Annotated in this window: 17 protein-coding genes; 3 read left to right on the forward strand and 14 right to left on the reverse strand. The window is 38.0% G+C overall.

Features of this window, described 5'->3' with window-relative positions; genetic code table 11:
• Positions 1-42: 42 nt before the first annotated feature.
• The 6 genes from BM361_RS00125 to BM361_RS00150 all read right to left on the reverse strand — a co-directional run bounded on the left by BM361_RS00125 (position 43) and on the right by BM361_RS00150 (position 9,374).
• On the reverse strand, positions 43-1,455 hold the full coding sequence (locus tag BM361_RS00125; protein ID WP_074976160.1) for a DUF4403 family protein: 1,413 nt from the start codon (positions 1,453-1,455) through the stop codon (positions 43-45).
• Positions 1,456-1,546: 91 nt separating this feature from the next.
• Positions 1,547-1,729 (reverse strand): CPXCG motif-containing cysteine-rich protein, encoded by a 183-nt coding sequence (locus tag BM361_RS00130; RefSeq protein WP_038269001.1) that lies wholly within the window; start codon positions 1,727-1,729, stop codon positions 1,547-1,549.
• Positions 1,730-1,741: 12 nt separating this feature from the next.
• Positions 1,742-3,061 (reverse strand): TolC family protein, encoded by a 1,320-nt coding sequence (locus tag BM361_RS00135; protein ID WP_074976161.1) that lies wholly within the window; start codon positions 3,059-3,061, stop codon positions 1,742-1,744.
• On the reverse strand, positions 3,051-6,248 hold the full coding sequence (locus BM361_RS00140) for an efflux RND transporter permease subunit (protein ID WP_074976162.1): 3,198 nt from the start codon (positions 6,246-6,248) through the stop codon (positions 3,051-3,053). Before BM361_RS00140 ends, BM361_RS00135 begins: the two co-directional genes overlap by 11 nt.
• Positions 6,249-6,253: 5 nt before the next feature.
• Entirely contained in the window at positions 6,254-7,387 is a 1,134-nt protein-coding gene (locus BM361_RS00145) for an efflux RND transporter periplasmic adaptor subunit (RefSeq protein WP_074976163.1), read from the reverse strand.
• Positions 7,388-7,463: 76 nt separating this feature from the next.
• Positions 7,464-9,374, reverse strand: a complete 1,911-nt coding sequence (locus BM361_RS00150) for an ABC-F family ATP-binding cassette domain-containing protein (protein ID WP_074976164.1) — start codon at positions 9,372-9,374, stop codon at positions 7,464-7,466.
• 66 nt (positions 9,375-9,440) lie between these two features.
• On the opposite strand from BM361_RS00150, the gene BM361_RS00155 reads away from it, so the two are divergent.
• A complete protein-coding gene (locus tag BM361_RS00155; protein WP_074976165.1) occupies positions 9,441-9,836 on the forward strand; it encodes a DUF983 domain-containing protein in 396 nt (131 codons plus the stop codon).
• A gap of 7 nt (positions 9,837-9,843) precedes the next feature.
• Here the strand turns inward: BM361_RS00155 and BM361_RS00160 are convergent, their stop codons facing one another.
• The 8 genes from BM361_RS00160 to BM361_RS00195 all read right to left on the reverse strand — a co-directional run bounded on the left by BM361_RS00160 (position 9,844) and on the right by BM361_RS00195 (position 20,914).
• Positions 9,844-10,905, reverse strand: coding sequence for an NAD(P)/FAD-dependent oxidoreductase (locus tag BM361_RS00160; RefSeq protein ID WP_074976166.1), 1,062 nt, complete (start codon positions 10,903-10,905; stop codon positions 9,844-9,846).
• Between the two features lie 107 nt (positions 10,906-11,012).
• On the reverse strand, positions 11,013-11,903 hold the full coding sequence (gene porN / locus BM361_RS00165; protein ID WP_038268985.1) for a type IX secretion system ring subunit PorN/GldN: 891 nt from the start codon (positions 11,901-11,903) through the stop codon (positions 11,013-11,015).
• Positions 11,904-11,995: 92 nt separating this feature from the next.
• The gene (gene porM, locus BM361_RS00170) at positions 11,996-13,591 is read right to left on the reverse strand and encodes a type IX secretion system motor protein PorM/GldM (protein WP_139226573.1); all 1,596 of its coding nucleotides are present in this window, start codon (positions 13,589-13,591) and stop codon (positions 11,996-11,998) included.
• A 49-nt stretch (positions 13,592-13,640) separates the two neighbouring features.
• Complete coding sequence (gene porL, locus BM361_RS00175) at positions 13,641-14,294, reverse strand: type IX secretion system motor protein PorL/GldL (protein WP_038268980.1); 654 nt, start codon at positions 14,292-14,294, stop codon at positions 13,641-13,643.
• A gap of 70 nt (positions 14,295-14,364) precedes the next feature.
• Entirely contained in the window at positions 14,365-15,720 is a 1,356-nt protein-coding gene (porK, locus tag BM361_RS00180; protein WP_038268978.1) for a T9SS ring complex lipoprotein PorK/GldK, read from the reverse strand.
• Positions 15,721-15,874: 154 nt separating this feature from the next.
• Complete coding sequence (locus BM361_RS00185) at positions 15,875-17,035, reverse strand: formimidoylglutamase (RefSeq protein WP_074976168.1); 1,161 nt, start codon at positions 17,033-17,035, stop codon at positions 15,875-15,877.
• Entirely contained in the window at positions 17,036-19,549 is a 2,514-nt protein-coding gene (gene topA / locus BM361_RS00190) for a type I DNA topoisomerase (RefSeq protein WP_074976170.1), read from the reverse strand.
• A gap of 129 nt (positions 19,550-19,678) precedes the next feature.
• Complete coding sequence (locus BM361_RS00195; protein WP_074976171.1) at positions 19,679-20,914, reverse strand: LVIVD repeat-containing protein; 1,236 nt, start codon at positions 20,912-20,914, stop codon at positions 19,679-19,681.
• A gap of 143 nt (positions 20,915-21,057) precedes the next feature.
• Here BM361_RS00195 and miaB point away from each other — a divergent pair, with 143 nt between their 5' ends.
• Positions 21,058-22,503 (forward strand): tRNA (N6-isopentenyl adenosine(37)-C2)-methylthiotransferase MiaB, encoded by a 1,446-nt coding sequence (gene miaB / locus BM361_RS00200; RefSeq protein WP_074976671.1) that lies wholly within the window; start codon positions 21,058-21,060, stop codon positions 22,501-22,503.
• Positions 22,504-22,584: 81 nt separating this feature from the next.
• On the forward strand, positions 22,585-23,859 hold the full coding sequence (locus BM361_RS00205; RefSeq protein WP_074976173.1) for a sigma-54 interaction domain-containing protein: 1,275 nt from the start codon (positions 22,585-22,587) through the stop codon (positions 23,857-23,859).
• Positions 23,860-23,882: the final 23 nt, after the last annotated feature.

Below are 23,882 nucleotides of genomic sequence, written 5' to 3' on the forward strand. Positions count from 1 at the left end.
AAAGTATTCTTAGGCTGTCGCCAGTTACAAATTAAATAAGATCTATTCTAACCCATTTACATCAACTTCCACCTTTCCTTTTACCTCTATAAAGGCTATCAGAGCATTATTGGTAAGCTGAATTTTCTTGAAGTTAATATCTTTTACTGCTCCATTTACAAAAACACCTTTTACCGGAGAGTAATTATTTAAGTAATGTTCAATATTTTCTTTTCCTTCAACCAGGTTTGGTTCAATGGAGTATCTGCATTTTTCCTGAAACTGCAGAAGCATAAAGTTCCCTGCCAACCACTGTGCTGATTTAACCAATGCATTCTTTGTATCCAACACATAATCTAACTTATCAAAATAGACTTCTTTGGTCACATTATTATACTGTGGATATCCTGTAAGGTAAATAAGTCCGTTAACACTTCCTGCCACATCAAGTGCTATAACCATTTTTTGTGACCGTTGCCAAATCTCAACATTTTGAACGGTAACCTTCTTTTTACCTGTTCCGAATTCATATCCTTTGAAATTTTTGGTCATAATTCGGGAAGCATCTTTATAGGAAGAAATTGCAGCGATGTTTGCAGTTACAGCTTCCGGAATTTTAATTACCGGTTTTAATACGATTTCACTGCGATTAAATTTAGGTTCGGGCTCTTTCCCAATGATGGTCTCCATGGCACATTTCATTCCCATTTTAAATTTAATGGATTGATCTTGTAATGATGCATCCGTAGTGTAGAGCTCTTCAGGGACCACTCTTAACCAACTTTCGTAGGTTTCACTCATTTCAAAAGGCTTACAGACCGCTTCTAAAGCGTCGAGCACATTCGGTTTAAAATCGAGTGATTCTTTAATTGACTGATCGATACTTTCCTCTATTACAGATTTAAAAATTGTTACTGCAGGATTCACAAGACTGGTTACAGGGATTCCCTGCCCTAAAACTTTCATTGTCGGAGCTTCATTCCACACCAGCGATTTTAATCTTGTATTTGTATTCAATTGCCAATTATTCAGTCCGACATCACTTATTAGTGTCACCACTCCATCGAGATGAATGTCCCGAACATCTTCAAGTGGAATACCAAACTTACTTACGCTAAAACGATAATTAATCAAGGCTTTTAATGGCAGGACCGTTTTAAGCTTTCCTCCTTCATTAGTAATGGAAATAGCATTTTGTTTCCAAACCTTCATTTTGAGATCATCGCCATCGAAATTTGAATCTTCATAAACCAATCCCTCAAGTGAGTTATTGGTTATTCGTTCGATGTCTTTAAGCTCTATGGTTACGGGAATATTAATAAACGAATAGACATTTTCGTAGACTAATGGCGCAGCATCATCAGGTTCGGGTTTTAAGGTACTTAATTTTTTTTGAGTAGCACAACTGAAAATTGATGTAAGGATTATTACAACACCACATACAACTGGCATCTTAGAAAGCCATTTATTTCTCATCAATAAGTAATTTAAAGTTCTTTAAGATTGGATTTTAAAGATATAAAATCTCAATAATTCAATCGTACTTTAAAACAGCCTAAATGTATATTTATTGTTCTATACTTATTGCCTCGAAAGCCATCACTCCTCCATTACTGCATTTCACTATCAGCTTTATAGGGTTGCAACAAATTTCGCAATCTTCTATATACTCCTGTGCGGGTAGCGAAGTATCTATCAATACAGATATCTGCTCCCAACAATATGGACACTGAAAAAAATGCTCTATCATACACCCAATATACTAAAAATCGGTATTAAGCAATTGTCCACTTACCTGAAGTGCTATCAACTCAGCAATCTTAGCTGTATACTTTGCCTGATTCTTTGCTAAGACAGCATTCAACAAATTTATTTGTGCCTGCCTGAATTCCAGTGATGTTGCCTGACCAATCTTATAGCGTTCTTCTGTTCTGTCAAAATTATTTTTTGTAGTCAACACATTCTTCTCCTGGGTATCATAAATAAACAATGCATTTTGATAGGTTTCCCAAGCGTTTTTAATATTTCGCTCTACCTGCAACTCTGTTTGTCTTTTTATCAATTCCTGATTTGCGTAATTGATCTTAAGGTTTTTGGTATTGGTAATTGTGCGTCCACCATCAAAAAGATCCCAGGCCAAACTAACTCCTCCCGACAAACCAGTAGAGGTATTCTGCACGGTAAAAGCCAATGGATTGTTATTCGAAGCTTCATTCCATCCATAGGATCCGGATAATCCGATAGTAGGTAAAAATCCACTTTTCACTGCTTTGTAATCATAGTTAGAAATGGAGATATTCTTCTCCATAATCAGCATTTGCACGTTATTGGATTTGGCATCATTAAACATCTCTTCCATTAATAACCCTGAAGTAAAAGTAACAGTCGTGTCGACTGTAAACCCTGCATCCAGATCTCTATTGATTACCAAGTTCAAATCTCGTTTGGTATTGCGAAGCAATTGGTCTGAATTCAGTACATTAATACTATCCGTATTTACATCAACTTCTGCGTTTAATACATCCAGGCCTGTTGCCTGACCATAGTCAAACTGATATTTAATACGTTTCAAGCGATCTTTTGAAATTTCCAAAGCCTGCTTTAAATTACCATTATTCTCCTCGATTCTTGCCACTTCATAATACACCGTAAATAACTGCACAATGGTTGATTCAATGGTTTGACGTGCCTCTAATTCAGATAAACCATACTGTTCTTTCAAGCTTTTATAATTGTAATGCCTTCCCAATCCGTCAAAAAGGGTATAATTTAAATTAAGCGAGGCATTATATCGTCTTGTTTCCACACCATCAGCAGATCGGGTCGAGCCATCGCCCAACTCTCCTTCTGTATTTTGCCGATCTATGGAACCGGAAGCATTTCCTGAAAGGATGGGTAAAAACCCTGAATTAAGAATGTCGGCATTATTTTCAGCTATTTCTAAATTGTTATTTGCAATTTGTATCCCCAGGTTATTCTCGAGGGTAAGCTTCATGGCTTCTTCAGGAGTCAACACTTCCTGAGCTGTTAAGCTTGTCGTTACGAAAACAGTAAGTAGCAGTATACTTTTCTTAATGCTCATGTTCAGCTACGTTTAATTCTTTAATTGCTCTTTCAACTTCCTCTTTTGCTTTTCTCTGACCGGTCATTAACCATTTCACATTTACTTTTAAATAATTATTGGCAGACAAAAACAGTGGTAACATTAATAAGGTTAAAAATGTCGCTATGGCAATTCCATAGGAAATGGAAATGGCCATAGGCTTTAAAAACTGTGCCTGTCGGCTTTTTTCTAAAATTAAAGGAGCCATTCCTGCTATGGTGGTTAATGAGGTTAGAAATATAGCCCTGAAACGCGACTTTCCTGCTTCAAATAAGGCATCATCGAATTTCATCCCCTCCTTTAAATTTTGATTGAATTTACCTATGAGAACCAGACCATCATTTACCATAATCCCTATTAAGGCTATAATTCCCAGCCAAGACAACACATTGATCGGAAATCCGTGTAATTTATGTCCCCATGCTACTCCAATAACACTAAACGGTATCAAAAGAAGTAACATCAATGGCTGACTGTAAGAACGAAATGTAAATGCTATTACCGCATAGATCAAGAATATAATTACCGGGAATACCTCACCTGCTGAACGCGATAGTTTTTGAGCCTCTCTGTTCTGCCCTTCATACGAAGCTTTTACTGTTGGGTATTTTGATTGTATTTCAGGAACGACATTCATTTTAATATCTTCCAGGATATCTGTATTGCTCAATTTTACATCTGCGAGATCGGCATTTACCTGAATCTCCCTTAAGCCTTCCAAGTGATTGATCGCAACATCACCTCTGATAATTTCATAATTAGCAATCTCATCAAAAGGAATGCGTTCACCGGCAGGTGTTACGATACGCATCTGATCGAGATTATTGATAGACTCCCTATCTGCTCTGTCATACCGCACCCATACTCTTATCTCATCCTGACCACGCTGAAATCTTTGTGCCTGTACACCAAAGAATCCGGAGCGTACCTGACTCATTACTTCGCGCAAGCTTAACCCCAGGATATAGGCATTCTCCTTAAGGTTAATTCTGATTTCCTTAATTCCGGCCGGATCATTGTCATTAATATCTTTTAACTGCGGATTTTGAGCTAATACAGTTTTCAACTCTTCTTTAGCTGCTTTCAGTTCAGTGATATTATTACTTAACAAGGAGACGGAAACAGGACTTCCTCCGAAGTTACCGCCGGATCCAAAAATTAAACTTTCTACTCCCTGAACACTACCAACTTTATCTCTTAGGCTATTATTTATATCCGGTGAGGGAAAATCCCGCTCTTCTCCCGGCAACAAATTGATCTGAAGCGAGGCTTTGGAACTTCCCGGTCCGATGTTTTTGATTATATTCTCAATTACCGGTTTGTTTCCGGTTTGTCTTTGCGTATACTCCTTTCCTACCTCTATAGCGGCTAATTCTATTTCTGAAATAATAGAATCCGTTATTTTCTCATTCGTTCCCTGAGGCATGACAAGGGAAACAGTAATACGATCACTGGCAATACTTGGAAATGTAGAGGTTCCTATAATACCCCCTCCAATTGCTCCGATGGTTATGATAAAAAAGGCACAAAACATGGCAAAAGAAAAAATCTTATTACTTAATGTGAACTTTAATACCGGAGCATACAGATAGTCTCTGAGGTATTTCATTATGCGATCACCAATTTTATTGATGTCTCTCATTTTAGCAAAGAAGGCTGCTATTTTAGTTCTTTTCTTTTTCTCTTCCTCCGATTCTCTTGACAAGGCTTTAGAGTGTGCTAAATGCGCGGGTAGTATTACCAAGGCTTCAAATAAGGATACTGTTAGCGTCAGTACAACTACTGTGGCTACTTCCGAAAAGAATTCACCAATCCTACTATCTAAAAAGAAAAATGTACTAAATGCCAGGACGGTGGTTAAAATAGCCGATACAATAGGCGGAATCACTTCCATAGTACCATCTATTGCCGCTCTGACCGGTGATTTACCACGTTCATAATGCTGATAAATATTTTCACCAATTACTATTCCGTCATCAACCAGGATCCCGACTACTATAATCATCCCGAATAAGGACAATACATTGATCGTAACATCAAATCCACTGGCAAAAATAAACATCCCCAAAAAAGAAATTGGTAATCCAAATGCCACCCAAAATGCTAAACGGGTATTAAGGAAAAGTGACAAAAATACGATTACCAGGAATATTCCAACGGCTGCATTCTCTCCTAATAACTGAGTACGTTGTTTTAATCGAATGGAAGAGTCACTAACCACATCAAGTTTTACATTATTGTTTTGCTGATTAAACTCCTCTATATAACGCGCTACTTTTTCTGCGGTAGAAATCAGATCTTCTGTATTTGTATTACTAACCGCAATATTTACTGATAAATTCCCATCAAAATAGGATGCGTTTGGATTTTCGGAAAACCGATCTCTTACGGAAGCTACTTCTTGTAGTCGTATTACATTACCTGAAGGATCTGCTCTTACTATCAGGTTATTGAGTTCATCAGCATAGTACGAGCGATTATTTGCCCTGATAAGATACTCTTCTGCTGAAGTTTTAATATTACCCCCTGTAACCAGGAGATTTGTTCGCGATACAGCTTGCGCTACATCGTTAAAAGTGAGATCATAGGCAAGCAGGTCATTTTCCCGAACGGCAATTTCAATCTCCTCATCGGGGTAGCCTGTAATTTCAATTTGCGACACCCCTTCCATACCACGCAGATCATTCTCCACTTCTCGGGCTATTTGTTTTAGGGTTGCTAAAGAAATACCATCGCCACTTACTGCGAAATTAATGGTCTCCCGAACATTTTCCCTTTTGGCTACTACCAAAGGTTCCATTCCCGTTGGAAAAGACGGCACCCGATCTACAGCATTTTTAACCTCCAAAAGCATGAAATCTATATTTTCATCTTTTAAGATTTCAATGGTAATGGTACCACTATTCTCTCTGGAGGTGGAGGTCACTCTATCTATACCTTCTAAACCTTTAAGGTTGTCTTCTATCTTTAGAATAACCCCTTCTTCAATTTCTAATGGAGAAGCTCCCGGGTAGGTAACATTAACGGTTATTGTTTTTGAATCTACTAAAGGAAAGAAAGAGGACTTGAGTCTTAAAACTCCTATAAAACCAAAAATTATAATTGCCAGTATACAAACATTTACCGCAACGTGATATTTTATGAAATACGAAATAATCTTCCTCATAATCCCTATTCTGCCTTATTTGTTGCTGACGAGTCGTTATATATCTTCACCAACATACCAGGATAGGCTCCAGGCACAGGTCGTGTTAATATTTGGGTTCCATCAGGGATATCCTTTACAACTACTTTTTTATCTGAATAATACACTGGTTTTACTGGCAGTACGTCTAACAGGCTATCCTTGACAACAAAAACTTCCTGGTTTTCAAGAAGTAACTTTCTATCAATTTCAATAGCATTTTTTTCTTCTTTTGCATCAATTAATGCTTCCAGGTACATCCCCTCCTTTAAATCGTCGGATGTAACTTCAGCAAATGCGCTTATGGTTTGACTCTGAGGATTAACTCTTCCGTTAACCCTAACGATCTTTCCTTCCCAACTTTGGGTTTTATCAAGATTTGTAAGCTCTACCCGCTCTCCTACTTTTAAAAGTCCTGCAAACGACTTATTCACAGTTACTTCCAATTCATATACAGAAGGATCTATAAACTCTCCTAACTTTTGTCCATTTCTAATGAGTGTCCCTTCAGTGACCAAGGCTTCTGTTAAGACTCCTGAAAAGGGAGCCGTAATATAATATTTAGCCAGTCGCTGCTCGGCATTTTTAACTGAATAATAGGTCGTTAAAATATTTCGACCGGTAATAAAATAACGTTCTTTATCGGAAGTGAACTTCGGTAACTCCGGAGTAGGTTTATTAAGATCGTAATTATCGAGGTAATTCTGCCATTTAGGATAAAAATCAGGGAAGTCTAATCTTAAATCCGGGATGGCTGCGGCGATAAGATTATACAAATTACTTTTTTGGGATTGCACTCCTGCAGCAAACTCTGAGGCATCTATTCGAAGTAGTGTTTGTCCGGCTTTAAAGTTTTGACCTTCTTTAAAAGGTCTGCTACTGCCTTTAAAAATTCCCTGAACTTCTGCAAACAATTCAACCCGGCGTTTTGCTGTTAAACTCCCATTACTATTAACAATAATAGGTACGGTTTCGTTTTGAACCTTTTCTACAAAGACAGTCTTTGCTCTCTTTTGTATTACAGGCTTTGGCTTATTCTTACTATCGATTAAATATTTGGCAAAGAATATCGAACCAACGATAACTCCTACGCCTAACACAGACAAAATTAAGTTTCTCATAAGTAGCTTTAAGGTATGCTACAAATCTATCTATTTGAAAGTGCGCAAATAGTTAAATATATCTTAAAAAGATCTTTTATGCATTGTCTTCCAATTCTTCCGAGATATTTTCCCAGTCTTGCATTAAACGCTCTAAATCGGCTTTCTTTTTTGAATAATTTTCAAAGAACACCGTATCCTCAGATAGTTCGTCATAGTTCTCAGCTAATTTTAAATCGGCCTTTTCTAAAGCTTTTTCTAATTCTGAGATCTGGGATTCTACCTTACTGAGCTTATTCTTCAACGACTTGAGTTTCTTCTGATCTTCATAAGAGATGGCTCCGGAAGACTCTTTTTTCTCCTCTTTTATTTTATCTCGTTTTTCTATTTCACGAAAGTCTTCAACCTTACGTTGTTCAAGGTAGAAATTAATATCTCCCAGATATTCTTTGATGTTTTTATTTCTAAATTCATAAACCTTGTTCGTTAGACCTTGAAGAAAATCACGATCGTGAGAAACCAGAATTAATGTCCCTTCAAAGTTTTGAAGCGCTCCTTTTAAGACATTTTTAGACTTAATATCAAGGTGGTTTGTCGGTTCGTCCATTACAAGCACGTTAAATGGATGTAAAAGCATTTTACAAAGAGCTAATCTGTTCCTTTCACCTCCGGAGAGTACTTTTACCTTTTTATCGACATCATCTCCACGGAATAAAAAAGAGCCCAACATGTCTCTTACCTTAGCACGGTTGTTATCTGTTGCTGCATCGAGCATGGTATCTAACACCGTCTTTTCTCCGTCTAGGTAATCCGCTTGATTCTGGGCAAAATAACCTAATTGCACATTATGACCTAATTTAAGCGTACCAGCATAAGGGATCTCCCCAACAATCATTTTAGCCAGGGTTGTCTTTCCTTGTCCGTTTTGACCAACAAACGCTGTCTTACTCCCTCTTTCCACTAACAGGTTAATATTTTTCAACACTTCCTTATCCCCATAGCTCTTTGCGGCTTTGTCAGCTTCAAGTACAACTTTACCAGGCTGAATTGATACAGGAAAACGCACATTCATTACAGCATTATCTTCTTCATCTACCTCGATACGGTCAATCTTATCCAGCTTTTTAATTAAGGACTGGGCCATGGAAGCCTTACTGGCCTTCGCCCTGAATTTTTCGATCAGTTTTTCAGTTTGCTGAATCTGTTTCTCCTGATTTTTTTGAGCATTCATTTGTTGCTCACGCATTTCGGCTCTTAATTTCAGGTATTTAGAATATGGCTTGGGATAATCATAAATCTTACCCAATGAAATTTCAATGGTCCTATTCGTTACATTATCGAGGAACATTTTATCGTGTGAAACAATAACTACTGCTCCGCTATAGGCATTAAGGAATTGCTCCAACCAAATAATCGATTCGATATCGAGGTGGTTGGTCGGCTCATCCAGAAGCAACACATCATTGTCCTGGAGTAACAACTTAGCCAGCTCAATACGCATTCTCCAACCTCCTGAGAACGAATCTGTCAGTTTATCAAAATCATCGCGTTTAAAACCAAGGCCCTGAAGGACCTTTTCGGTATTTCCCTGGTAATTATAACCTCCGAGAACCTCATATCTATGTGTAATATCATTGAGGTCTATCATTAATTGATTATACCCTTCACTATCATAATCCGTTCGTGTTGCGAGTTGGTGATTAATTTCATCCATTTTAAACTCTAGACCTTTAATTTCTTCAAAGGCCTGATAAGCTTCCTCCAGTACGGTACGACCTTTAACAAAATCAATATCTTGTTTTAAAAAACCAATTTTAACTTCCTTATCTGTTGCAATAACACCAGTATCAGCTTCTGTTTCTTTAGACAGTAATTTAAGCATGGTTGATTTTCCTGCCCCATTTTTACCAATGAGTCCAGCCCTATCTCCCGGACTTAATCTAAAAGAAACTTCATCAAACAAAACTTCACCCCCGAATGAAACTGATAAATTATGTACGTTTAACATCTATTTGTTACAATTGTTACTAATAATATTTTGCAGTATATGTACTTTTGTACAAAACCTGTGCAAATGTTAAAAAAAGGAACGAAACTCTACAGTATTTTAACAGGAAGTTGTCCTAAATGTCATGAAGAGAGTATGTATTTAGATAATAATATGTATAATCTATCCAGCATATTCAAAATGCATGATCACTGCTCTCACTGTGGTACCAAATATAAAATCGAACCTTCATTCTTTTACGGGGCGATGTATGTTAGCTATGGTGTAGGGGTAGCAGTAGCCGTGGCAGCATTTGTTTTAAGTTATTTGATTATAGGCTCCAGTTTAAAGACATCCTTTATTGCGATTGTAGGATCTTTAATTGTATTTATGCCTGTAATCATGCGATTTTCCCGAAATATCTGGATTAATTTCTTTATTAAATACGACCCTAAATCTTTGAAAAATCCTTCCAACAAATAGCATCCAACTATTGGTTTAGACTTTTGTACTTTTTATCGAACCTTCTGATATTCATGTCTTCATCAAGCTCCGATTGATGTGTTATGAATTGATATAATTGCTCCGAAGCATCTGGAGCTATCATTACTCCTCTAGAGCCCATACCATTTAAGATGTATATATTTTTATATTCAGGATGTTGCCCTACCAGAGGTCTTCTATCTGTAACTGTAGGCCTGATCCCCGCTTTTTGATCAACCACTTTATAGTCACATTTTATAAAGGTCTCCATCTTGCTCAACAATTCCTGCCTGGCTTTTTCAGTGACCTCGTTCGTTTTATCGTGCCACTCATATGTCGCTCCAACACGATAAAGATCTTCACCAATCGGAATGAGAAATACAGATGACTTCAGGACAAAATTGATTTTAAGTGCTGGTGCATGAATCGTCAACAACTCACCTTTGGTTCCGTTTAAAGGCAGGTAATTAAAAAATGGATTTTTTTTAAGTCCAAATCCATCACAAAACACAATGTGCTTTGCTTTTAAGTCCTTATACTGAATATGGTTTTCACTCAACTCCAGAAGTTCATAGTTAAACTTTTCCCGGAGCAACAGCCCTTTTGAATTCAGGTATTTGGTATAGGCCTTAACCAAAGATTCAGTATCAATTCTTCCAGTACCTAGCACTTCTCCATAACCATAAGTTGCCTCTATACAACTGTGATCCTTCTGAATAATTTTAGTTGACAAGAAATCTTCTAATAGCGGTTTATCAGATGCATCAAACCATAGGTTTTGCTCTTCAACGGAAGCAAAACGTCTATACACAGGTACTTTATAATCGAAACGCATGTCTAACTTACTTTCTAAACGAGCATAAAAAGGTTTCGCTTTTTTTAACTGTTCATGAGCCCTCCAGACTTTTGTAAAGCGCTTCAAAATAACAGGATTATACAATCCTCCGGCAACTACGGACGATTGTTGAGAATCGTCATCAAAAACCACAAAAGTTTTGTTACCTGCTAACAATTGTTCAGCAAAGGAAGTCCCTGCCAAACCCAAACCTACTATTATATAATCCACCATAGCGCAAAGGTAGCCGTTATTTGAATCTAAACAAGGTAATTAAAAAACAAATCGCCTGACCGGTTGGTCAGGCGATATATTGTATATTGAATTGGAAATCGACTTATTTAGTAACTCCACATATCTTGCTCTTTATCACGTAATCGTTCTTTGATACGCTGAGCTTCCAATAACTGGAATAATGCATTGTCTTGTATATAATCTTCGATCTTCCTGTCTCCATAAACATTCTCTTCCTTATAAATATAGGCATTAAAACGCCGTGCATTTAACAATTGATCGAAAGAGATAGGTCGTGCAGTGTTAGCACCATTAAATGCCTTAGCTTCGTGTAGAATCTCTCTGGCACTTGGAAACCAAACCCAAAATAGAGGCACCAAATCCTGGTGTTCACTATCGATAAAGTTCACATCCGGAGCAACAGGTGCAAGTCCTATAAGTCTATACTTAAGTTCACCTTGACGCTTATCAAAATACCACACTCCTTTAATCCAGTATTCCTGAATATCAGCTGAGGTAATTCTCCTTCTGTTTACATACTCAGGAGAAACCTGCTCTCCTGCATTTAGTTGTTCGTAACCAAGATCTGTAGTATCTACTTTAACCAAGGTAGCTTCTAAATCTTCAAAATTTCTTCGCTCTGTGAAGTATGAATCCACGTAAATATCCTGAAGATTCCCATTTTTAATATTCTTTACCAGCACATCGTACAGTGATCTTCTATCACTTCCGATGCCTACGGTATCAACCGGATAATATAATGGGAAATTAATCCTTTCATCTAAATCGATACGCTCCCATGTAGTTTTAGACCATAAAATATCTCTATCATCTACATACCCATAAGGTAGTGGTGCGTCATTATCAGCTTCAATTTGCTCCATTGTTTTAACCCCTACTTGTTCTGGGATCTTGGCATTAAGTAAGTTTGCCTGAGCAAATGTCGCAGTACTAAAAAGTACTCCCGAGATTACACATATTATACTTTTCCAATTCATAATAACTTGTAATATTTTGTTCTTATTAAAATTTAACTGCTTTTAAGTTATAACGAAAAAAAAGCAGTTAAATTTTATGTTAAGATCTTTTATTAGTTCGTAAGCTCCACCACTACAGGCGAAACCTTCTTAAGCTTATAACTTCTGTTATTCGTAATATAAGCCTCGATATCGAAGATTTGAACTACTTCACCTCTTCTAGCTCTTTGAAGTGCTGCCTTAGCACGTCCGTCAAGCTTGTTACCTCTAACCTGTACAGTTGGCTGACCAGGAACTTTAAATTTAAATCCGCTAATAGCCAGGTTAAGGTCAAAGTCAAAGTCTTCTAAAATAGCACCTACAGTAGAAATTTCGAGGTTAGATCTAGGCATTTTAATTTCGCCAAATTCACCTCTTACGGTTCCTGAAGGTCTTGGAATATCCTTAATTCTGAATGTCTTTCTATCAGAAACACCTACTCCACCCGGTAATTTACCAGAAACTGAAATTGTTACTTCTCTACCCGTTCCAGGGTTCATAACATATCTACCTGCACCGCCTACCTTTTTTAAACCAGGAGCATTAGCACTTACATTACCAACTCCAGGTATTGAAATGGTCATCGGGTTAGAAACCCCACGATAAACCACATTCATTTTATCGGCAGAAATTACTGCAGAGTTCGGCTTAGGAATCACTGTGAATGTTTGCTTAACAGGAACTTCTATTTCTTCTCCATCCTGAGCAAAAATCAAGTTACCTTCTATCGTATGATCACCAACATTACCAGTATTAACAGTTAATCGAACACGACCATCTTCAATAACATAATCGTCTTCACCTAACTCTTTCCCATCTAAAGTAAGCTCTACTCTATTTGGCTTCGTTGTGGCATCCTTTCTTCCTAATACAATTTGACCATCGAAGTTCTCACCAGCAAAATAAGCAGACTTTGGAGCTTCTAACAAGGTTGTATAGTTTGTCATTGAAACCTCCTGAGTTAACTGACCTTGCAACATTGCTTTAAGAATCTCATCCTGAGTTGTTCTGATATCTGATTGTAAAAGGGTAATTTTAGTCATTGAGGCTACCAAAGGGAAACCTTCATAGTGATAGTTTAACCAATCAACCGGTCTACCATCTCTATTTTCTACTTGTCCTTTGTCATCTCCTGTGCTAAAACGAGCTTCGATTGCATCGACCAAAGCCTTTTTCTGAGCAGGTTTCATCAAAGAATCAGGTATCTTATTAATTACCTCTGAACTACTGGTTCTGAAATTATTGATCTTATCAACAAACTCCTGACCTTCTGCAGAATAACGCTCTCCCTGAAAGAACTTCTGATCTAAGAAGTTGGATTTATCCATTACTTCATAATCCTGTTGATCTTCCTGAGCTAATCCGGCTAACATTTCAGATTTAAGGTTATCGAGGTAACCGTAAAATTCGCCAGATGATTCTTTTATTGTTTGAACATCTTTAAAAAGTGCCTCATACTTTAAAGGCTCTTCAGATGCTTTAAGTTCTAAACTTGCAAATGCATTTGCGTTACGTTCAGCTGCTTTATTATTAAAATTAGTCAACTTTTCGTTTAACAAACCAAATGCTGATAACACCTCTTTACTCATATTCAACGCTAACATCGCGATGAAAATCAAGTACATGAGGTTAATCATTCGTTGCCTTGGTGATAATTTTCCTGCCATGATCTCTTAATTAGTGTTAATTAAATTTTTAAAATGAATAATTATCAACTAATTAACCTCTACCATTCATAGCAGTAAGCATATTACCGTATACACCATTTAAAGAAGATAAGTTGCTGGTTAATGAAACCATCTCCTCTTTAAGTTTACCGGCATTTTCAGCTACTTCTTCGTTTATTGAAGCCTGTCTGTTTGCACTTTCTAATTGTACTTTATATAAGCTATTTAATGATTCCATTTGCGCAGCAGCCAATGAAAGCTCTTCAGCATATTTTTTAGTAGAACCAATAGCCTCTGCTGTAGGAGCGATCCCTTTAGCAGCTCCTTCGAAGCTACGAATGCTTTCTCCTAAGCTATTCATTAATGAAGCATCTAATTTAGCCTCTTTAAGCATATCATCTAGTTTTCTAGACAATAACCCTTCAGCTTCTTTTGCTTCTTGCGCTTCATTTTTTCTAGATTTACTTTCTCCTCCTGCTAATTCCGGATAAACCAAAGACCAGTCAAGGTCTGCATCTACGGGTTCGAAAGCCGAAATAGCAAAGATAATAGCCTCAGTGATAAGACCGATAGCTAATAGAACTGTACCGTTCAGTGGACCAATTTCCCAGTGAGCGATTTTAAACAACGCACCCAATATTACAATTGATGCTCCAAGGCCATAGGCCATGTTAAATAGTTGCTTGGTTGATTTTGATTGTGCCATAGTAATTAAATTTTAGTTGTAGTTAAGCTTTATGGTTAATTCAATAATTGTGGGCTAAGCCAGAAGTAGATTATTTGCTTTGTGTAACATCGGTCCCCATGTAATCTTGCACGGTTCTGAAACCAATGTAACTCCTAGCAGTATCTTGATACTCATAATCTCTGGTACTTACTTGTAGGAAATATGCAACATCCTTCCAAGACCCACCTCGGATAACTTTACGCTGGTTATCGTCGTCCAGGGTATTTGGGTTCATTGTTGACACATATTCGTAAGCATTTGGATCATAAGAAGAGTTTGTCCACTCCGACACATTCCCCGCCATATTGTACAAACCATAATCGTTAGGCTCATATGACTTTGCCTCTACAGTGTACAACGCTTCATCCGCAGCATAATCACCGCGAAGTGGTTTAAAGTTCGCCATAAAACAACCTCTATCATTAAGTATATATGGTCCTCCCCATGGATACTTACCCGATTCGATTCCTCCTCGGGCGGCATATTCCCACTCCTCTTCTGTTGGAAGACGGAATTGGTTTGCCGGTTGTTTTCCTTTGCTTCTATTGTAATCGTTTAAATATTTTGATCTCCATGCACAAAATGCTTTTGCTTGTTTCCACGATACTCCAACTACCGGATAATCTCCGTAAGCATCATGCCAGAAGTAGTCATTGTGCATTGGCTCATTATATGAATAACTAAAGTCTTTGATCCAAACGGTGGTATCAGGATAAATCATGATCTCCTCGTGTTTGATATGATCCTTTCTACTACCTTTTTTATCACGGGCAGCTGCCTGAATATCAATCCAATCGTATTGAAACTTAAGCTTCTGAACATTTATAGTTCTAATTCCGTTGTAAGATTCTTCACTTGGAATATACATAGAATCCATAACCTCTGCATAGAATTCATCTGGATAATCATTGATATTCCATTCCAAATCTACGCGTCTGTTAAGCATTCTTCCTTCATAGCCTGTCTCACCCATGCCTGTGTAATTCTCAAGCATATATTTCTGATATACAGAAAGGTTAGACGTATCAGCATCCATAAAGGCATACTCTCCAATACCTCCATTTCCTGGAGTTTCTCCCATCATATCTGCCATAATAGCTAGATTGGTACGTACAATTGAGTCTTTAACCCATTCTACGAACTGACGGTACTCGGCATTGGTAATTTCTGTTTCGTCCATGTAGAAAGCTCGGACGGTTACGGTCTTGGCTGGTGCATCTGAAGCATCTGCGATGTCTTCTTCAGATTTTCCCATAATGAAGGATCCTCCTGGTATCAGGGCCATACCTTTCGGCTTCTCAGGGTACCATTTTTTTCCTTTAACACCCACTAACTGGCCACGGTCTCCAGAGCCACAGCTATACATAAACAATGTAACGAGTGCTAATAAAAATAGCTTTTTCATATACATAATTGAGGTTAAATTACAATTTTAAGATTGAGAAGGTAAACCTATCTAAATAATTTCAAAAAAACAATACTTATGTGAAATTTCTGTTAAACAGCTTAATTGTTTCTTTAAAATTCCGAACAGGTTTATCTACCCAACTTATTCTAAATCACACCATCATTTTCTTATAAGCCTTCCACCAGCGTTCTGGTAATTTATTGTTACAGGCTTCCAAATAATCATAATGGGTGCAAGGTATTAACGTATGTCTTTTGAATTTATTATCTAAAAATTCATTTTCTGACACTTCAACCCACCATCTTCCTGATGAAATACTCTTGTAAAAGTTAACATCAGCATCTTCTAATGGTACGATATACCGTTCATAATTATCATTTATAGCACTAAACGGATAATCATTTTTCCTACAATTATACCCTTCTATATAATACCATATTATTTGAGCCACTAATTGCTCAAACTGGCTATTATTAACACATTCATATATTCCGAACACTGAAACTTTATCGCTTATTCCCGCATAACGTGCAATGGCACAAATCTCTCTGCCATCAAATCCATTTGGATGCAATCTGGCATCGGAGCCTAAATCTGCCGAACGGACCGAGGTCATATCAAGACTAACCACATCTGCATCCCTCATAACGGGCTCCACCAATGTTATATCATGAACAATCTCCCCCAACCTGTAAGCTTCAAAAAACAGCTTCCCCATCAGATCGATTTCTTCCTGGGCATTATAATAAGTTTGATAACCTACGTTAGAAAAGTTAAACAAATTATTTGGCTGATCTACTACTATTTTACTTAAATATGATTGTGAGGATATTAACTCATCTGCCGAACCAAAATCAAAACGACTATCTACAGAAACCAGGTTCACCATCTGTTCCAGCTTATCAAACCCCCGGTAGGTAGCGTACGTTAAATCCTGACTACCGCCTAGCACTATGAGATTTATTCGTTTTTTAGCTAATTCTTCCGTGAGTTTGGCCAAAGCGAAATACGTATCATCTACAGTTTCTCCCGGCTCTATATTCCCTAAATCAGCAATAGCAGCATTCCAATTCCCCAGGAAAAGCTTGTAAACAGATCTCCTGAAATCCGAGACCTTTAATCCTTCGCGAGATTTGATTGAAGCATTACGAATTTCGTTCACAGCAACAATTGCTATTTGTACTCCGTCCAGGTCAGGCACCCCACTGGCTTCTGTGTGAATCCTTATGTTTCTACCTAAAGATTGCACTGGTAAAAGCTCATTATGTGCCAGCACAACCTGCTCAACTGGTGATAAAAATTCTAAATCCACTTACTTTTTAGATTTGGTTGTTTTTTTCTTAGTGGTCTTTTTCTTAGTGGTCTTTTTCTTAGTGGTCTTCGTCTCCTTCTCTATAATCTCTTTCACCTCTTCAAGCGTCAGCTTGGTTGCATCAACAGTTTTAGGCAAGTTTATCTTTTTCTTCCCTTTTGTTATGGTAGAGGTACCCCATCTTCCTTTCTCTAACTTTATATCTTCCTCTTCCCAATAATTAATGAGCTTTTCAGCATCTTTACGTATTTTATCCTCTATTAATGTCACGATATCCTCATCTGATAAATTATCGAAATCGTATTTCTTATTGACATTAATAAATTTGCCATCCCATTTTATATAAGGACCAAAGCGACCTTTTCCTTTGGTCACTTCTTTATCCTGATATGTGGCTATTGGCGCATCTGCTTTTTGTTTTTCTTTAATAAGCTCAATTGCCCGATCTAAAGTTACATCAAACACCTCATCATCCTTGGCAAGTGAAACAAATGATTTACCGAAGCGTACATACGGTCCGAATCGACCAACATTAACTGCCACCTCCTGATCTTCATAACTCCCAAGGATTCTTGGAAGTTCGAAAAGAGACAACGCCTCTTCTAAAGTTAAAGTTTCAATTGACTGATCGGGCAACAAACTGGCGAATCTCGGTTTTTCTTCTTCCTCTGCAGTACCAATTTGAGCCATCGGTCCGAACCTACCCAACCGCACACTAACCTGACGACCACTCTCCGGATCAACTCCCAGGACACGCTCTCCTGTTTCTCGTTCAGCATGCTCCTCGACATCTTTTACATTTGGATGAAAATCTTCATAAAAATCTTTCATCATTTTCGTCCAGTCTTCTTCACCGGATGCGATATTATCAAAATTTTCCTCAACCCTGGCTGTAAAATTATAATCAAGTATACTTGAAAAATGATTCACGAGAAAGTCATTTACAATCATTCCGATATCCGTAGGTACTAACTTACCCTTGTCGGAACCTACCTTTTCAGTCAGAGTTTCTTCCTTGACACTATCAGCCAACAGTGTTAACTGCATATATTTCCTTTCAACACCTTCTACAGTTCCTCTTTCCACATACCCCCTGGTTTGAATGGTTGAAATTGTAGGCGCATAGGTTGATGGTCTTCCTATCCCTAACTCTTCAAGTTTCTTCACTAAAGACGCTTCTGTATACCTATACGGAGGACGACTGTATCTTTCCGTAGCAGACATATACTTCTTTTCAACTTGTTCACCGACTTTTAAAGCCGGTAACATTCCAGCCTGCTCTTCGTCCTCATCATCTGTTCCTTCGAGATACACCTTCAGGAATCCGTCAAACTTCAACACCTCTCCGCTTGCAGCAAAAAGTTCATTATGCTTATCTGCTGCAATTTTAACATTTGTACGCTCTAATTGCGCCTCACTCATCTGGGAAGCTACAGTACGCTTCCAGATAAGCTCATATAAACGAGCCATATCTCTCTCCACATCTTTCAAACTATGGACAACCATATTGGTTGGACGAACAGCCTCGTGAGCTTCTTGCGCTCCTTTCGCCTTCGTCGCGTAATTTCTTGGTTTGCTATAGCGCTCACCATAAGAACGCAAGATTTCTTCCTTAGCAGCATTAACAGCCTCTGAAGAAAGATTTGTACTATCGGTTCTCATATAAGTAATGAGTCCGGCCTCATACAAACGTTGCGCCATGCGCATCGTTTTACTAACTGAAAAATACAACTTTCGGGAAGCCTCCTGCTGTAATGTCGATGTTGTAAAAGGTGCTGCCGGCGACTTTTTAGCCGGTTTGGTATCAAGGTCTGCTACACTAAAGTTTGCCCCTATATTTTTTTGCAAGAAAGCAGCCGCAGACTCCTTGGTTTCAAAAGTATTATTCAGCTTCGCCTTAAAAACCTTTCCTTCTTTAGTTACAAACTCAGCCGCTATCCTGTACGATGCTTCCGGAGCGAACCCCTGGATCTCTCTTTCTCTCTCAACGATTAATCGAACTGCCACAGACTGCACTCTTCCTGCTGATAATCCTGTTTTTATTTTTTTCCAAAGAATCGGCGAAATCTCATATCCTACTAAACGATCTAAAACACGTCTTGCCTGTTGCGCATTGACCAAGTTATAATCTATCGATCTCGGATTCTCGATGGCCTTTAAAATCGCATTTTTAGTGATGGAGTTAAAAACAATTCTCTTGGTTTTATCCTTATCCAGCTTCAACGTTTCAGCCAAGTGCCAGGCTATAGCTTCTCCCTCCCGGTCTTCATCACTCGCTAGCCATACCACTTCGGATCCTTTAACCAAATCTTTAAGCTTCTTAACCAAAGCCTTCTTCTCTTTATCAACAACATATTTTGGTTTAAAATCTTTTTCCACATCAACTCCCAACTCGCGCGAAGGCAAATCAGCAATATGCCCAAAACTAGAGGTTACCTTAAAGTCTTTCCCTAGAAACTTCTCAATCGTCTTAGCCTTTGCAGGCGACTCCACTATCACTAAATTCTTTGCCATGAACAATCTTATTTAATCCTACAAAAGTAAATAAGTTTTTTTATTTCCAGCGAAATGTACCTATTCTCCACAAAAAAAGCCTGCTTAAATACAGGCTTAATAATAACTTAATGCTTTCCTGAAAAAAACTTAATCCAGACTGAACTGACTAATCAATTTCACCCCATCTTCCTGATATGAATATTGATACAGCCGCTGCTCCCCGATCATCATTAGTATTTCCTGCATCGGTATCACATCATAAGTCATCATTCCTTCCAAATGATTAATTAATTGTAAATCTTCAACATTCGTTTTATCATAAACTTTCAACCCAGATTCTCCATCACACACGAACAACATATCATCTTTTACTCCCAACCCATAAGGTCCATCCATACTATAGGACTTCACTAAAAAAGGATTCGCAATATCCGTTACATCCACAATTTGCAGACTACTCTCAAATGCACCGCAAGAATTACCACCTCTTAATGTTATGTAAGCATAATCACCATCGACCACTACCGGGTCACAAGCCGTACCGTGTAAAAATTCAGCAATGTAATTTGGCGCTGAGGGAACTGACAAATCAAAAACAAACATTCCGGACCTACTACCTAAAAATAAATGTTCTCCCCGATTGAAAATTGTTTCGATATCGAAACCTGCGTGAACCTGATTTAATTTCTTAGGGGCTTCAAGATCTTTTATATCAAACACGTGAATAGAATGACTATCTACCGAATACATATAATCTTCAACAATTTTAAACCTGGCCAAAGAGCCACCTTGACCAGCCACGGCTGCGGAATTCTCAGAAGAAAAAGCATCCATCGTAAATATCCCCGTATCGTAACCATCTATCTCCCTGCGTTCTTTCTTCACCTCCCATCCTACAATCACCGCTTCTGTATCCGGAAACTTCGAATAATCTACAACATCAATGGTTACATCATTTGGAAAAACCGGATAATACGAAAACACATCTTCCAGCCGGGTAATCTCTTGTATCTTATCAAGATCACTCAAATCAAAAACTACCAAATCAACATAACTATCCGCATATAGAAAATCCCCCTTCATTTCCATATCCATATTCCCCGGAATTTTCACAAAAGCGATTTTTTCAGGATTTTCAGGATCACTATTATCAATTACATGAATACCTTCCTTCACATCATTGATGAGAACCAGATCTTCCTGAACATAAATTTTACCAGATTCTAAAACTGGCTGCGGAACTGTAATGTCGACAGAAGATCGCAAAGTCTCCATGGTCTTATATTGAGGAACGGCTACATTCATCACCTCATATTCATCATCACTATGACATGAGGCAATTAACAGCGATAAAAAACACAGCAAAATCAATTTGGTTTTCATAATGTTAAATGGGTTGGTTTCTTAAGAGATGGAATTGTTCGCTAAAAGTTGCGTTAAATTTGCTCTGACAATTTGTCACAACCTCGTATAAAATATTATCTTTGCACCCTATTTTCATTAAAGTTAATATTACAGATACAGGTATGGAGAAGATCATAGACGAAAAGAAGCAAGGTGAAAGCCTGGTAATTGAACAGCAAAAAGAAAACGATCGCAAGCTCTATATAGAAAGCTATGGCTGTCAGATGAATTTTTCTGATAGTGAAATTGTGGCCTCTATTTTATCTAAAGAAGGTTTCAATACTACGCAAAAATTAGAAGAAGCTGATCTCGTTTTGGTCAATACATGTTCTATTAGAGATAAAGCGGAACAAACTGTACGCAAAAGATTAGAGCAATACAATGCAGTAAAAAAAATAAACCCTTCTATGAAGGTAGGGGTTTTAGGCTGTATGGCTGAGCGATTAAAAAGTAAATTTCTGGAGGAGGAAAAAATCGTCGATATGGTTGTAGGCCCTGATGCTTATAAAGATCTACCGAATTTGATCAGGGAAGTAGATGAAGGAAGGGATGCAGTCAATGTTATTTTATCCAAAGAAGAAACCTATGGCGATATAGCCCCTGTACGATTGAACAGCAACGGCGTTTCTGCCTTTGTATCCATAACTCGTGGATGTGATAATATGTGTACATTTTGTGTTGTTCCATTCACAAGGGGTAGAGAACGTAGCAGAGACCCTCAATCCATAATGGAAGAAGTGAATGATTTATGGAACAGAGGCTTTAAAGAGGTAACCTTGCTGGGACAAAACGTTGATAGCTACTTATGGTATGGAGGTGGCCTAAAGAAAGATTTCGACAAAGCCACGGATATGCAAAAAGCCACCGCTGTAAACTTCGCCAAACTGCTAGCCCTGGTTGCCGAAGCGCAACCTAAAATGCGCATACGATTCTCCACATCAAATCCGCAGGATATGACTTTGGATGTAATTGAGTCGATGGCTAAGTATCCAAATATTTGTAAGTATATTCATTTGCCAGTTCAAAGTGGTAGTAATCGCATACTGGAGGAAATGAATCGTCAACATACCCGGGAAGAATATTTTGAGTTGATTGACAACATCAAAAAGCTGATACCCGATTGTGGTATCTCTCAAGACATGATTGCCGGCTTCCCAACTGAAACCGAAGAAGACCATCAAGACACTTTATCTTTAATGGAGTATGTTAAATACGACTTCGGATTTATGTTTATGTATTCGGAAAGACCAGGAACCATGGCCGCAAGGAAAATGGAAGACGATATTCCTGAAGAAACCAAGAAAAGAAGGCTAACAGAAATCATCAACCTCCAGCAAAAACATAGTTTACTGAGAACTCAGCAACATTTAGGCAAGGTTGAGGAGGTTCTAATTGAAGGAAATTCGAAAAAGTCAAACGAACACTGGAAAGGTAGAAACACCCAAAATACCGTAGTTGTATTCCCAAAGGAAAACTACAAAATCGGAGATTTTGTCAATGTAAAAATTACTGACTGTACCTCAACAACCTTAATTGGTGAGCCTGTTGGTTATTCAGACAACAATTAAAAAAATACCGAAGGTATCGATCGAGAATAAGTTACGATCTTGATTCCTTCAGATCATTATAGCTGTTTTAAACTCTAAGAAATGGAAAATGTTCAAGCCATAAAACAACGCTTTGGTATTATCGGAAACGATATAAAACTAAATCGTGCCATTGAAAAAGCGATCCAGGTAGCACCTACAGATATTTCTGTATTAGTTACAGGTGAAAGCGGTGTTGGTAAAGAAGCAATTCCAAAGATTATACATTCACTTTCACACAGAAAACACGGCAAGTTCATTGCTGTAAACTGTGGGGCTATCCCGGAAGGAACTATAGACTCAGAACTTTTCGGACACGAAAAAGGTTCATTCACCGGTGCAACCCAAACTCGAAGCGGTTATTTTGAAGAAGCAAATGGGGGTACCATTTTTCTGGATGAAGTTGGGGAATTACCTTTAACTACCCAGGTTCGATTATTAAGAGTCCTGGAGAATGGAGAATTCATCAAAGTGGGATCTTCTAAAGTTCAGAAAACAGATGTAAGAATTGTGGCGGCAACGAATGTTAATATGTTTGAAGCCATTGAAAAAGAAAAATTCAGAGAGGATCTATATTATAGGTTAAGCACGGTGGAAATTCATTTGCCCCCACTGCGTGAACGCAGGGATGACATCCACTTATTATTTAGAAAATTTGCTGCAGATTTTGCTCAAAAATATAAAATGCCTACCATCAGACTGGATGATGAGGCCGTTGTTTTATTAAACAAATATCGTTGGAGCGGAAATGTGCGTCAACTTAGAAACATTGCCGAGCAAATATCGGTATTGGAACAAGAAAGAAGTGTTAGTGCCGACACCTTAAGATCTTATTTACCTGACTACAAACCAAACCTTCCGGCTGTCATAAACCATAGCAAGTCAGATACTGATTTTAGTAATGAAAGAGAAATTTTATACAAAGTTCTTTTTGACATGAAAAGCGACTTGAACGACTTAAAAAAGCTTACTCTGGAACTCATGGAGACTGGCGACAATGAGCAGGTTCAAGAAGACAACAAAACCCTTATTAATAAGATTTATGGGTCAGATTCAGAATCGGAAGAAAGTTATGATTCTGCCGAAGATATCGATGAGGCTTTAGAGGTTTTACCGCTCAATAGCCCTCCCGCCCTTCCTAATCATAATTCGCTAGAGGACAAATACCATTTTGCCGAAGATATTGAAGAAGAGGAAACGCTTTCTCTTCAAGAAAAGGAATTAGAACTGATAAAGAAGGCATTGGAACGAAACAACGGAAAGCGAAAAGCGGCGGCGAAAGAATTAGGGATTTCCGAACGAACTTTATATCGAAAAATAAAACAATACGATTTGTAACATTTTTTTCGTTCTTTTGAACG

The sequence above is a fragment of the Zhouia amylolytica genome (genome assembly GCF_900116365.1).
GTDB classification, from domain to species: Bacteria; Bacteroidota; Bacteroidia; order Flavobacteriales; family Flavobacteriaceae; genus Zhouia; species Zhouia amylolytica.